Origin of the sequence: Sagittula sp. MA-2, assembly GCF_030126985.1 — a bacterium.
GTDB lineage: Bacteria > Pseudomonadota > Alphaproteobacteria > Rhodobacterales > Rhodobacteraceae > Sagittula.
The window spans coordinates 1,957,650-1,970,694 of sequence record NZ_CP126145.1 but is presented as its reverse complement, the minus strand read 5'-3'; the positions used below and the strand labels follow the sequence as shown (position 1 = coordinate 1,970,694).

14 protein-coding genes are annotated in these 13,045 nt (G+C 67.8%); 10 read left to right on the top strand and 4 right to left on the bottom strand.

Annotated features, from left to right (window positions below; genetic code table 11):
• The first annotated feature begins 42 nt into the window (after positions 1–42).
• On the top strand, positions 43–564 hold the full coding sequence (locus QNI11_RS09785; protein ID WP_283983260.1) for a GNAT family N-acetyltransferase: 522 nt from the start codon (positions 43–45) through the stop codon (positions 562–564).
• On the opposite strand, the gene QNI11_RS09780 is transcribed toward QNI11_RS09785, so the two are convergent.
• On the bottom strand, positions 540–1,664 hold the full coding sequence (locus QNI11_RS09780; RefSeq protein ID WP_373418433.1) for a PQQ-dependent sugar dehydrogenase: 1,125 nt from the start codon (positions 1,662–1,664) through the stop codon (positions 540–542). The genes QNI11_RS09785 and QNI11_RS09780 overlap by 25 nt on opposite strands.
• A 171-nt stretch (positions 1,665–1,835) precedes the next feature.
• Between QNI11_RS09780 and QNI11_RS09775 the strand changes: the two genes are divergently transcribed.
• From QNI11_RS09775 to QNI11_RS09740, 8 genes are all read left to right on the top strand, one after another.
• Positions 1,836–3,023, top strand: a complete 1,188-nt coding sequence (locus QNI11_RS09775) for an ABC transporter substrate-binding protein (RefSeq protein ID WP_283983259.1) — start codon at positions 1,836–1,838, stop codon at positions 3,021–3,023.
• Between the two features lie 93 nt (positions 3,024–3,116).
• Positions 3,117–3,902 (top strand): ABC transporter ATP-binding protein, encoded by a 786-nt coding sequence (locus QNI11_RS09770; RefSeq protein WP_100930647.1) that lies wholly within the window; start codon positions 3,117–3,119, stop codon positions 3,900–3,902.
• 106 nt (positions 3,903–4,008) lie between these two features.
• Positions 4,009–4,842, top strand: a complete 834-nt coding sequence (locus QNI11_RS09765; RefSeq protein WP_283983258.1) for an ABC transporter ATP-binding protein — start codon at positions 4,009–4,011, stop codon at positions 4,840–4,842.
• A 4-nt stretch (positions 4,843–4,846) separates the two neighbouring features.
• Positions 4,847–5,323, top strand: coding sequence for a hypothetical protein (locus tag QNI11_RS09760; protein ID WP_283983257.1), 477 nt, complete (start codon positions 4,847–4,849; stop codon positions 5,321–5,323).
• A complete protein-coding gene (locus tag QNI11_RS09755) occupies positions 5,320–5,583 on the top strand; it encodes a hypothetical protein (RefSeq protein ID WP_283983256.1) in 264 nt (87 codons plus the stop codon). Before QNI11_RS09760 ends, QNI11_RS09755 begins: the two co-directional genes overlap by 4 nt.
• On the top strand, positions 5,583–6,593 hold the full coding sequence (locus QNI11_RS09750; protein ID WP_100930651.1) for a branched-chain amino acid ABC transporter permease: 1,011 nt from the start codon (positions 5,583–5,585) through the stop codon (positions 6,591–6,593). Before QNI11_RS09755 ends, QNI11_RS09750 begins: the two co-directional genes overlap by 1 nt.
• Positions 6,590–7,882: a branched-chain amino acid ABC transporter permease gene (locus tag QNI11_RS09745; RefSeq protein ID WP_283983255.1), complete on the top strand. Its 1,293-nt coding sequence runs from the start codon at positions 6,590–6,592 to the stop codon at positions 7,880–7,882. Before QNI11_RS09750 ends, QNI11_RS09745 begins: the two co-directional genes overlap by 4 nt.
• Before the next feature lie 141 nt (positions 7,883–8,023).
• Complete coding sequence (locus QNI11_RS09740; protein WP_283983254.1) at positions 8,024–9,298, top strand: MFS transporter; 1,275 nt, start codon at positions 8,024–8,026, stop codon at positions 9,296–9,298.
• Positions 9,299–9,333: 35 nt separating this feature from the next.
• Here QNI11_RS09740 and QNI11_RS09735 read toward each other — a convergent pair whose 3' ends face one another.
• From QNI11_RS09735 to QNI11_RS09725, 3 genes are all read right to left on the bottom strand, one after another.
• On the bottom strand, positions 9,334–9,741 hold the full coding sequence (locus tag QNI11_RS09735; RefSeq protein WP_157815074.1) for a hypothetical protein: 408 nt from the start codon (positions 9,739–9,741) through the stop codon (positions 9,334–9,336).
• 162 nt (positions 9,742–9,903) lie between these two features.
• Complete coding sequence (locus QNI11_RS09730; protein ID WP_100931075.1) at positions 9,904–10,677, bottom strand: ZIP family metal transporter; 774 nt, start codon at positions 10,675–10,677, stop codon at positions 9,904–9,906.
• 71 nt (positions 10,678–10,748) lie between these two features.
• Positions 10,749–11,369, bottom strand: a complete 621-nt coding sequence (locus tag QNI11_RS09725) for a helix-turn-helix domain-containing protein (protein ID WP_100930654.1) — start codon at positions 11,367–11,369, stop codon at positions 10,749–10,751.
• Positions 11,370–11,460: 91 nt separating this feature from the next.
• On the opposite strand from QNI11_RS09725, the gene QNI11_RS09720 reads away from it, so the two are divergent.
• A complete protein-coding gene (locus tag QNI11_RS09720) occupies positions 11,461–12,975 on the top strand; it encodes a class I adenylate-forming enzyme family protein (RefSeq protein WP_283983253.1) in 1,515 nt (504 codons plus the stop codon).
• Positions 12,976–13,045: the final 70 nt, after the last annotated feature.

Sequence of the window (13,045 nt, the reverse complement as noted above, 5' to 3'; positions counted from 1 at the left end):
GAGACTTGTCCTTCCGCCCCGTTGCATGGCACCCCTGTCGCCATGATCCGGACTGACCGCCTTATCCTGCGCCATGCGCGGCCCGACGACCTCGAGGCGCTGCACGAGGCGTTTTCCGACCCGCGCGCCATGCGCTACTGGAGCGGCCCGGCGCATCACGACATCGCGCAGACCGGACGCATCCTGAAGACCCTGATCGCCCCGGACCCGGACCGGCAGGAGGAATACGTCCTCGAATGCGACGGGCGCTGCATCGGCAAGGCCGGGGTCTGGCACAGGCCGGAGGTCGGCTACATGGTGGTGCCCGCCTTCTGGGGGCGCGGCTTTGCCTTCGAGGCGCTGTCCGCCATCCTGCCGCGCGCCTTTGCGCGGTGGCCGGAGCAGGCGCATCTGACCGCGGAACTGGACCCGAGGAACGAGGCCTCTTCCCGTCTGCTGGAGAAGCTGGGCTTCGTCTGCACCGGGGTGGAGGAGAAGAACTTCCTCTATGGCGGGGTCGAGTGGACGGATACGGCGTATTACCGGCTCGACCGCCCGGATCAGCCTTCGGGCACCAGCCTGTAGAGACCGCCCTCGTATTCCGAGAGGAACCACAGCAGGCCATCCGGCCCCTGCCCCACGTCGCGGATGCGGCCCGTGTCGGAGAGGTCGATCTGTTCCACCTCTGTCATCGAGTCGCCTGCGAGGCGGGCGATGTAGTCGAACTTCAGCGAGCCGACGAAGGCGTTGCCCTGCCAGTCCGACACGGCGCCGTCGTAGAACACCATGCCCGAAGGCGCGATGGAGGGGTCCCAGTAGTGGACGGGCTGTTCCATGCCGTCCTGCGCCGTGCCCTCGCCGATCTTTGCGCCGCTGTAGTGGCGACCGTAGGAGATGACGGGCCAGCCGTAGTTGGCGCCTTTCTGCACCCGGTTGACCTCATCCCCGCCCTGTGCGCCGTGTTCGTTGACCCAGAGCTGGCCGGAGGCGTCCATCGCCGCGCCCTGCGGGTTGCGGTGGCCGTAGGACCAGATCTCGGGCTGCGCGCCGTCCTGCCCGACAAAGGGGTTGTCGGAGGGCACGCTGCCGTCGCGGTTGATGCGGATGACCGAACCGTTGTGGCGGGACAGGTCCTGCGCGGCGGGCCGGTCGCCGCGTTCGCCGATGGTGACGAAGAGCGTGTCCCCCAGCCCTTCGACGAGGCGGGAGCCGAAGTGCCGGCCGGTGGTGTCGCCCGGGGCCATCTCGAAGATGACCTCGCCACCTTCCAGCGCGGTGCCGTCGTCGGAGAGCGTGGCGCGGTAGACCGCCGTGCCCGCGCCGCGGCCCTGCGCCTTGGCGTAGGTCAGGAAGAGCGTGCGGTCGTCGGAGAAATCGCTTGGCACGAGGATGTCGAGCAACCCGCCCTGCCCGCCCACCGCGATGTCGCCCGGCAGGCCGGAGACACGGGTGGCGCTGCCGCCCCGGACCGACAGGAGGCTGCCGCCGATCTCGGTGATGAGGATGGTGCCGTCGGGCAGCGTGTCGAAGGCCCACGGCCCGTCGAGCCCCTGCACCACCGGCTGGACGGTCATCGGCCCGGCGGCGGTGTCTATGGTCTGGCCCGCCGTCTGGGCCGTCGTCTGGGCCAGCGCGGGCTGGCAGAGGATGAGGGTCAGAAGTCCGGTGTGGGTCAACGCGCGCATGTGCTGCCTCCTGGGCCTGGGGTCCTTTCCTCGAAGTGGGGCGTTTCCGGGACCGAGCAAGACTGTTCACGCTGCGATTTCCCATACGTGACCTTGCGGCGGGGCTTTTCATTTCCCGATCCGCCGCATAGCCTTTGCGCTGGACAACAGATCCAACACGGGAGTTGAACAATGAAAAAACTGCTTCTTGCCGCGTCTGCAGCCGCCCTTGCTTCTGGGGCCGCCCACGCCGAGAGCCACATGTCCGAAGTCAAGATCGGGATCATCCTGGGCTTCACCGGGCCGATCGAATCCATCACGCCGGCCATGGCCGACAGCGCCGAGCTGGCGCTGACCGAAGTGAACGAGAGCGGCATGTTCCTTGACGGCATGACGCTGGCACCGGTGCGCGCGGATTCGACCTGCGTCGACGCCGCCGCCGCAACCGCCGCCGCCGAGCGTCTGGTGACCTCCGAGGGCGTCGTGGCGATCATGGGCGCGGACTGCTCCGGCGTGACCGGCGCCGTGCTGTCCAACGTGGCCGTGCCGAACGGCATCCCGATGGTGTCGCCGTCCGCGACCTCTCCGGCGCTGTCGACCGCCGAGGACAACGGCCTGTTCTTCCGCACCGCGCCGTCCGATGCGCGCCAGGGTGCGGTGATCGCCGAGATCCTGAAGGAAAAAGGCATCTCCTCGGTCGCGGTGACCTACACCAACAACGACTACGGCAAGGGCCTGGCCGATGCCTTCGCGGAGAACTTCGAGGGCGAAGTGACCCTGTCCGCGCCGCATGACGACGGCAAGGCCGACTACTCCGCCGAGATCGGCGCGCTGGCGTCTGCCGGTGGCGACGCGCTGGCGGTGTTCGGCTACACCGACCAGGGCGGCAAGGGCATGATCCAGGCGTCCTACGACACCGGTGCCTTCGACATGTACATCATGGGCGACGGCATGTACGGCGACACGCTGTTCTCCGAGCAGTCGGACGCGCTGGAAGGCTCTTTCGGGACATCGCCCTGGGCGCAGGGCGAAGGCGCGGAAGCGTTCGACAAGGTGGCCGGCGATGCGGGCATCGACGCGGCGTCCTCCTACACCCGCGAATCCTACGACGCGGCGGCGCTGATCGCGCTGGCGATGGCGAAGGGCGGCGAGGCGACCTCCGAAGCGGTGGCCGCGAACCTGATGGACGTGGCCAACGCCCCCGGCGAGCCGATCCTGCCGGGTGAGCTGGGCAAGGCGCTGGAAATCCCGAAGAACGGCGGCGACATCGACTACGTCGGTGCATCCGGCGTCGAGCTGATCGGTGAAGGCGAAGCGGCGGGTTCGTACCGTCACTACACCGTCACCGGCGGCGCGGCTGAGACCGTCGAGTTCAAGTAAGCCAGGGCGAAACTTGGGGCCGTCCGGAATTTTCCCGGGCGGCTTCAATGCTTTATGGGGTGCACTTCATGTGCGCGCCACGGGGGACGTTCATTGATAAAGGTGGAGAACCTGCACCGTCATTTCGGTGCCTTCCGCGCCGTGGACGGCGCTTCGCTGGAAATCGCCAAGGGGTCGATCACGGGCCTCGTGGGGCCGAACGGCGCGGGCAAGACGACGCTGTTCAACGTGATCGCGGGCGCGCTGCCGCCGACCTCGGGCAAGGTGACGATGGACGGCGAGGACATCACCGGCCTGCCGCCGCACGAGCTGTTCCACAAGGGGCTGCTCCGGACCTTCCAGATCGCGCATGAATTCTCGTCCATGACCTGCCGCGAGAACCTGATGATGGTTCCGGGCGGGCAGTCGGGCGAGACGCTGTGGAACACCTGGATCGGCCGCAAGCGCATCGCCGAGGAAGAGCGCGCGCTGCGCAGGATGGCCGACGAAGTGCTTGATTTCCTGACAATCTCGCATCTGGCCGATCATCCCGCCGGGGCCATTTCCGGCGGCCAGAAGAAGCTGCTGGAGCTGGGCCGCACGATGATGGTGGATGCCAAGATCGTCTTCCTCGACGAGGTGGGCGCAGGCGTGAACCGCACGCTTCTGAACACCATCGCCGACACCATCGTGCGGCTGAACCGCGAGCGCGGCTATACCTTCTGCGTGATCGAGCACGACATGGATTTCATCGGCCGCATCTGCGACCCGGTGATCGTCATGGCGGAAGGCAAGAAGCTGGCCGAGGGCACGCTGGACGAGATCAAGGCCAACGAGCAGGTGATCGAGGCCTATCTGGGCACCGGCCTGAAGAACAAGGACAAGGTGGCGCAGGAATGAGGGCGGTTTTCGCAGCACGCCGTCACCGGCGAAAGGCCTGCACCGGCGGCACGGGCGCCGCCTGCGCGGCCGGACACCTGCACACGAGGGATACCGGGGGGCGCGCATGAGTGGCGAGGACGGGTTCTACCAGGACGACCGCGGCAACCACGATGCGTCGATCACCCGGCGCGGCGGCGAGGGCACGGTCGATCCGACCCGGCGCTCCGGCGCGGTGACGGATGCGCCCGGCGGGCCGTTCCTGATCGGCGACAGCATGACCGGCGGCTACGGCAAGGGGCCGGACATCCTGCACGACTGCACCATCGCCGTCGACAAGGGCGAGATCGCGGTGATCGTCGGCCCCAACGGCGCGGGCAAATCCACGGCGATGAAGGCGGTCTTCGGCATGCTGGACGTGCGGTCCGGCGCGGTGCGGCTGGACGGCCACGACATCACCCAGCTCACGCCGCAGGACCGGGTGGCGCGGGGCATGGGGTTTGTGCCGCAGACCTCGAACATCTTCACCTCGATGACGGTGGAGGAGAACCTGGAGATGGGCGCCTTCATCCGCACCGACGATTACCGGACCACGATGGAGCAGGTCTACGACCTGTTCCCGATCCTGCGCGAGAAGCGCCGCCAGCCGGCGGGCGAGTTGTCGGGCGGGCAGCGCCAGCAGGTGGCCGTGGGCCGCGCGCTGATGACCAAGCCCACCGTCCTGATGCTGGACGAGCCGACGGCGGGCGTGTCGCCCATCGTGATGGACGAGCTTTTCGACCGGATCATCGAGGTGGCGCGCACCGGCATCTCCATCCTGATGGTGGAGCAGAACGCCCGGCAGGCGCTGGAGATCGCGGACAAGGGCTATGTCCTGGTGCAGGGTGCCAACGCCTACACCGGCACGGGCCGCGAACTGCTCGCCGACCCCGAAGTGCGCAAGAGCTTTCTCGGGGGGTGACGGTTTGAGTATTTGCAAAGCAGAGAAGCTGGGCGCGCTGGCGCTGATCGTCGCCGCCCTGCCCGTCTTTGCGCAGGAGCATGGCGGGGGTGCTGGCGGTGAGGCTGGCGAGGATACCGGCACGATGCTGACCGTGACCGATGCGCCGGTGCAGGAGGACATCCGCCTCGCGTGCCGGTTCGAACGCGAGTGTTACGAGGACGAGGCCTGCAGCGACGGCGGCTTTGCGCCCCTGCTGGACGCCCGTGCCGGCGGGATGGACCCCTCCGTGATGATGGTGGAGGCGAACCTGATCGCCGATGCCGGGACGGTCTTCATGGTCGGGGCGAAGGACGGCGGGCGGCTGTCGCTGTCGGGCGGCGACTTCGACGCGCGCCACCTCTTGACGATCTCCGAGGCGGGCGACGTGCGCTACACGGTGCATTACGCGGAAGGGCCGATGATGGTGAGCTACCTCGGACGCTGCGAGGCGGAGGAATGAGGGCGGCGTGGCAACCGGTTTCCGGGGGCGTGGCGGGCGCCCGGGCCGTCGCGGCCATGGACATGACCGCGGCCCGCGGGGGCGCGGCGTGGCCTATGGCCGTGGGGGCCGAGGCCGGCGGGCGGCGCCTGCGGACCTTTGCCCTCTTCGAAAACGGCGCGTTCCGCTTGGGCGCGCGCAACGACCTTGAGGGGCCGGGCCCGACCGGCTTAGGGGGCGTCACGCTGTACCGCACCTGCGACATGGAGGGATTGTCCTGATGGACCTGCTGAACGCTTTGGTGGCGCTGTCGAACTTCGTGCTGATCCCGGCCATCGCCTATGGCAGCCAGCTTGCGCTCGGCGCGCTGGGGGTGACGCTGATCTACGGTATCCTGCGGTTTTCCAACTTCGCCCATGGCGACACGATGGCCTTCGGCACGATGGTGACGATCCTCGTGACCTGGCTGTTCCAGAGCTGGGGGATCGGGCTGGGCCCGCTGCCCACGGCGCTGCTGGCCATACCCTTCGGGATCGCGGGGACGGCGGTGCTGGTGCTGCTGACCGACCGGGTGGTCTATCGCTTCTACCGGGCGCAGAAGGCCAAGCCGATCATCTTCGTCATGGTCTCGATCGGGGTGATGTTCATCTACAACGGGCTGACGCGCTTCGTGCTGGGGGCGGACGACCAGATCTTTGCCGATGGCGAGCGGTTCATCATCTCGGCCGGCGACTTCAAGCGCGCCACGGGCCTGGCCGAGGGGCTGGGCCTGAAGACGACGCAGGCGATCACGGTGGTGGTGGCGGTCGTCGTGGTGGCGGTGCTGTTCTGGTTCCTGAACCGCACGCGCACCGGCAAGTCGATGCGCGCCTATTCCGACAACGAGGACCTCGCGCTTCTGTCCGGCATCAACCCCGAGCGGGTGGTGATGGTGACATGGCTGATCGTGGCCGGGCTGATCACCGTGGCGGGCGTGCTTTACGGGCTCGACAAGTCGTACAAGCCCTTCACCTACTTCCAGCTCCTGCTGCCGATCTTCGCCTCGGCCATCGTGGGCGGGCTGGGTTCGCCGCTGGGGGCCATCGCGGGCGGGTTTGTCATCGCGTTCAGCGAGGTGGGCATCACCTACGCATGGAAGAAGGTGCTGGGCTACATGATGCCCGAGGCGCTGGAGCCTTCCGGCCTCGTGCAGCTCCTGGCCACCGAATACAAGTTCGCGGTCAGCTTCATGATCCTGGTGATCGTCCTGCTGTTCCGCCCCACGGGCCTCTTCAAGGGGAAATCGGTATGAACCAGTCGTTGAAGACCGTCCTTCTCTTCGCTCTCGTGGCCGGGCTGATCCTGTTCACCGGCTTCTACCAGAGCTGGAACACCGCGCTCGTCATCCTAAACATGGGGCTGGTCAGCGCGATCATGGCGCTGGGCGTGAACCTGCAGTGGGGCATCGCCGGGCTGTTCAACGTGGGTGTCATGGGCTTCGTCGCGCTGGGCGGGCTTGCGGTGGTGCTGACCTCCGTCTCGCCGGTGCCGGAGGCCTGGGCCGCGGGCGGGCCGCGGGCGCTTCTGGCGCTGGTGGTGGGCACCGCGGTCATCGCCGTCTCGGCCATGCTGTGGAAGCGGTCGCGCAAAGGCTGGCTGGTGGCGCTGGTGCTGATCGGGGGCTTTTTTCTCTACCGCTGGGTGCGGGACGACGCGGTCAACGCCATCGAGGCGGTGAACCCCGCGGGCACCGGCTTCCTCGGCGGGCTGGGCCTGCCGGTGGTGCTGGCCTGGCCGATGGGCGGCCTTCTGGCGGCGGGCGCGGCCTGGGTGATCGGCAAGACGGCGCTGGGGCTGCGCTCCGACTACCTCGCCATCGCGACGCTGGGCATCTCCGAGATCATCATCGCGATCATGAAGAACGAGGAGTGGCTGTCGCGCGGCGTGAAGAACGTCAACGGCCTGCCCCGCCCCGTCCCCTACGAGACCGACCTTCAGGCCGATCCGGCCTTTGTGGAGCAGGCGGCGGGCCTTGGCCTCGACCCGGCGACGGCCTCGACGATCTACGTGAAGCTCGGCTATTCGCTGATGTTCGCCGCCGTGCTGGTCGTGCTGCTGGTGCTGGCGCAGCTGGCGCTGAAATCGCCCTGGGGCCGGATGATGCGGGCGATCCGCGACAACGAGGTCTCGGCCCGCGCGATGGGCAAGGACGTGACCTACCGCCACCTGCAGGTCTTTGTGCTGGGGTCCGCGATCTGCGGGATCGCCGGGGCGATGATGACCACGCTCGACGGGCAGCTGACGCCCACGACCTACCAGCCGCTGCGCTACACCTTCCTGATCTGGGTGATGGTCATCGTCGGCGGTTCGGGCAACAACCTGGGCGCCGTGCTGGGCGGCATGCTGATCTGGTTCTTCTGGGTGCAGGTGGAGCCGCTGGGCCAGTCGCTGATGTCGCTTCTGACCGCGGGCATGGCGGACGGGTCCTGGCTGAAGGCGCATCTGCTGGATTCGGTGCAGCACATGCGGCTTCTGACCATGGGGGTGATCCTGCTCTTGGTGCTGCGCTTCAGCCCGAGGGGCCTGCTGCCCGAACGGTGACGGCGCCGGTGGCGTCATAGTCAGCAAGAGACATGATTTGTCGCAAACGGAGGCCGGCGCGGGGATGAATCCTTCGCGCCGGCCGTCTTTGGCCTGTAGGCTGCGGGAAGGTCCGAACCCCGACGCGCGAAAGGTCATCCCATGCTTCAGGTCCTTGCAACGATCTGGGCGCTGCTGATCGGCATCGTCTTCATCATGCTGGGCAACGGCATGCATTTCACCCTGATCGGCCTGCGCGGCGGGATCGAGGGGTTTTCGGCGGGCGAGCTGGCCATCGTCACCTCGGGCTATTTCATGGGATTCCTGTCGGGCGCGCGGTTTGCCCCGGTGCTGATCCGGCGGGTCGGACACGTGCGGGTCTTTGCGGCGCTCGGCAGCTTCATGTCCGCCGGGCTGATCGCCCTGACCCTGCTGGCAGAGCCCTGGGCCTGGACGATCCTGCGGGTGATCCTCGGCTTCTGCATGTCCGGGATCTATGTCGCCGCCGAAAGCTGGCTGAACAACGCCGCCACCAACGAGACGCGCGGCAAGGTGCTGTCGGCCTACATGATCGCCCAGACGCTGGGGATCATCGGTGCGCAGGGTCTGCTGACGCTGGGCGACGCGGGCACGGCCGCGCTGTTCATCGGGGCGTCGATCCTTGTGTCGATCTCTTTCGCGCCGATCCTGCTCAGCATCTCGCCCGCGCCGGTGGTCGAGGTGGCGAAACCCATGTCGCTGAGACAGCTCTTCGTCAGCTCGCCGCTGGGCGTGGTGGGCACCTTCCTGCTGGGCGGGCTCTACGCCACGCAGTCGGGGATGGGCGCGGTCTTTGGCACGCAGATCGGCATGTCGGCCAACCTGATCTCGCTGTTCATCGCGATGCTCTTTGCCGGGGCGCTGGTGCTGCAATACCCGTTCGGCTGGCTGTCGGACCGCATGGACCGCCGCAAGCTGATCTTCGGCGCGGCGGTGGTGGGCGGCGCGGCCTGCCTGCTGGGCTGGGGCTACGGCACGGACCGCCGTGCGCTGATGGCCGCGGCCTTCCTCGCCGGAGGCGTCACGACTCCGCTTTACGCGCTGTTCCTCGCCTACACCAACGACTTCCTGACGACCGAGGAGATGCCCGCGGCCTCCGGCGGGCTTGTGTTCACCTTCGGGCTGGGCGCCATTGCCGGACCGCTGATCACCGGCTGGGCGATGCAGGGTTTCGGGCCCTTCGCCTTCTGGCTGGTGCTGGCGGTGACCTTCGGGGCCGTGGCGCTTTACGCGCTCTACCGCATGGCACAGCGCGCGGTGACGCCGGTTGCGGAGACCGACAGCTACCTCGGCGTCCTGCCCATGTCCTCGCCGGTCGCGGTGGAGGCCGCGGGCGCCTGGGCCGCCGAACAGGCAGAGGCGGAACGCGAGGCAGAGGGAGAGACGGTGCCGGGGTGAGGGCGGCTTGCGGCCGCCCGCTGCAATCTGCGCGCTTACCAGGTTATGTCGATGACACGCCCGTCGCTTATCTCGCAACGGCCGACACCGCCGGACGAGGTCATTCCGCTGCTGTCAGCGTAGTTCATTTCACATCTCATGCTCGAGCCCTTGTCTCCCAGCAGGACGGCAACGAAATTGCCGCTGGAGGTGGTCGTGAACACGTTCTGCACACCGTTTCCGGTGAAGACATTTCCGATGCCGCTTGTCGCACCGACATCGACGGCGTGACCGCTGAACTTCTCTCCGTCAATCGTTGTGGTGTAGAAATCGCGATCCATGCCCTGTTCGTATTCGAACACCACGGGCGTGCCCTCTCCACGGATCACGCCCTGCATGGTACCACTGCATGCAGTCAGCAGCACAAGCATCGAAATACTTACGGAAAATCTGGAAACGTTCATTGGTCTTTCGTCTTTCGGAAATCGTCCTCGGCGAGGACTTCGCACACCAAATTTCCGGAAAGGTCTCGGAAAAACAATAGGTGTCGTGAGCCCTTTCGGTCCGTGTTTCCTATCTGCAACCAGACCGTCACAAACCCCGTTCTCGGGATACCTTCGCCGCCCCTACCCCAGCGTCACGTCGAGGAACATCATCAGCACCAGTCCGACGATGAAGCCCAGTGTCGCCTTGTCCTGATGGCCGTGACGGTGGGTTTCGGGGACGATCTCGTGGCTGATGATGAACAGCATGGCGCCTGCCGCGAAGGTCAGGCCCCAAGGCAGGAGCGAGGCGGAGACGCTGACCGCCGCCGCGCCGAGGCCCGCGCCCACGATCTCCACCGCGCCGGTCATTGCCGTGACGCCGAGCGCCTTCCAGCGGGAATAGCCGAGGCCGGTCAGGGCGACGGCGACGGCCAGCCCCTCGGGGATGTCCTGAAGCGAGATACCGGTCATCACCGACAGGCCCTTGGCCTGGTCGACGCCGAAGGCCACGCCGATGGACAGGCCCTCGGGGAAGTTGTGGATCGTGATCGCGAGGATGAAGAGCCAGATGCGCGCGACCGTGGCCTTGTCGGCGCCGCCTTCCGGGCCGGACTTGAAGTGTTCGTGCGGGATCTTGGCGTTCAGCAGCCAGACGAACCCCGCGCCGAGCGACACGCCCGCCGCCGCGATGGCCGCCGCGAGCCAGACGGAGCCGGTCTGCTCCTGCGCGCGTTCGATCCCCGGCAGGATCAGCGAGAAATAGGCCGCCGACAGCATGACGCCCGCGGCAAAGCCCAGCATCAGGTCGGAGGTGGCGCGGGTCATCCGCTTGCCGATCACGGCGGGAATGGCGCCCGAGGTCGTGGCCAGCGCGGCAATCGCGCCGCCAAGGAGGGCTGTGGTGAGGGGGGTCATCTTGTCTCCGGTGTCGCGCAGGAGGTGGCGCAAAGCGGTCGGAGGGCAAGCTGCATCCTGTGTGTCCGCGTTCAGGCCAGCGAGGTGACCCAGAGGATCGTCGCATCCTCCGGCGAGACGGAGACCACGTTGTGCCCCATGGTCGCGTCGTAATAGGCGCTGTCGCCGCGCTTCATCTCCACCGGCTCGTAGAACTCGGTGTAAAGGCGGACCACCCCGGTCAGAACGTAGAGGAATTCCTCGCCGTCGTGGCGCACCCAGCCGTCGAATTCCTCCAGCGTGCGGGCGCGGACGCGGGCGCGGTAGGGCAGCATCTTCTTGCGGCTGAGCGATTCCGCCAGCAGGTCGTGTTCGTAGGTGGCGGTGGCGAGGTGCCGGCCCTCTTCCACGCGGGTCACCGCCATGCGGCCGTTGGCCTGCGCCTGGACGGGCGGCGTGAAGAGCTGCGGGACGGAGATTTCCAGCCCCGTGGCCAGCTTCTTCAGCGCGTCGTAGGTGGGCGACATCTGCCCGTTCTCGATCTTCGACAGCGTGGAGCGGGCGAGCCCGGCCTTCTTCGCCGCCTGTTCGAGCGTCCAGTCCTTTTCCTTGCGGAGTTCGCGCACCCGGAGGCCGAGGTCGAGCGGTTCTGCCACCGTCTCGGGGCCGGTTTCGCGCGCGATGCGGATCAGGGATTTCGGGTCGTTGGACATGGCTTGGATGACGGCCTCCGGTGTGGCGCCCTTCTATAGGAGCGCGGGGCCACCCTTGCAAGCGGCGGGCGGCGGACTTACTCCATCCGTCATGAAAGCCTCCGTCTTCGATCAGGGCGCCTTTGCGCCATGCCCCGCGCCGTTCAACCTTGCCGCGCATGTCTTGGCCGCGGGTGCGCTGACCCCGGACAAGATCGCGCTGTCGGTGGTCCGGCCCACGGGCGCGCAGCGCTGGTCCTACGGGCGGCTGATCGCGGCGGTGCGCGGCACGGCGACCGGGTTGCTGGAGGCGGGCCTTCGCCCCGGCGACGTGCTGCTGATGCGGCTGGGGAACACGGTGGATTTCCCGATCGCCTACCTTGGCGCGATTGCCGCGGGCGTGGTCCCGGTGCCGTCCTCGTCGCAGCTGACCGCGCCGGAGGTGCAGAAGATCCTCGACCACCTGTCGCCGGCGGCGATCCTGAGGGCCGAGGGCGTGCCCTGCCCCGGGACCGCCGTGCCGGTCTTCGGGCCCGAGGTCTACGAGGGCTGGCACGATCTGCCGCCCGCCGACTATGCCATGGGCGATCCGGAGCGGCTGGCCTACATCGTTTACACCTCCGGCACCTCCGGCACGCCGCGGGCCGTGGGCCACGCGCACCGGGCGATCTGGGCGCGGCAGATGATGATGGAGGGCTGGTACGGGCTGGGGCCGGAGGACCGGCTGCTGCATGCGGGCGCCTTCAACTGGACCTTCACGCTGGGTACCGGGCTGATGGACCCCTGGACCATGGGGGCCACGGCGCTTATCCCCGCGGCGGGCACCGATGCGGCGCAGCTGCCGCTGCTGATGAAGCGCAAAGATGCGACGATTTTTGCAGCCGCGCCGGGCGTTTACAGGCAGATCCTCAAGTTCCCCGTGGTGCCTATGCCGCGCCTCCGGCACGGGCTGGCGGCGGGCGAGAAGCTGTCGGAGACGATCCGGGACGGCTGGCGCGCGGCGACGGGGACGGAGATCTTCGAAGCCTACGGCATGTCGGAATGTTCGACCTTCATCTCCAACGCGCCGGCGCGGCCCTCCGCCCCCGGCACGCTGGGCCGTCCGCAGGCGGGCCGTCACCTTGCCATCGTCGACGAGGCGGGCGTGCCGGTCGACCGGGGCACACCCGGCACCATCGCCATCCACCGCGACGACCCGGGGCTGATGCTGGGGTACGTGGGCGCGGAGGAGGCCACAGCGGAGAAGTTCACCGGCGACTGGTTCATGACCGGCGACCTTGGCGCGATGGACGAAGACGACCAGATCTCCTACCTCGGGCGGTCGGACGACATGATGAACGCGGGCGGCTACCGGGTCTCTCCCCTTGAGGTGGAGGCGGCGCTGGCCGGTCTGCCGGGGGTGACGGAGCTGGCGGTCACGGACCTGCAGGTGAAGGACGACGTGCGGGTGATCGCGGCGTTCTACACCGCGCCCGACGAGCTGGACGAAGAGGCGCTGAAGGCCGCGGCGGCGGAGCGGCTGGCGCGCTACAAGTGCCCGCGCGCCTTCATCCGGCTGGACGCCCTGCCCCGCAATCCCAACGGCAAGCTGATCCGCAAGGCGCTGCGGCGGCCCGATCCGGCGTGACCGCGCGCCCCTCGGGGCCGTGACACGGCGCCGTGCAACGCGGTCTCGCCACCGCGGTGCGTGGCTGCTA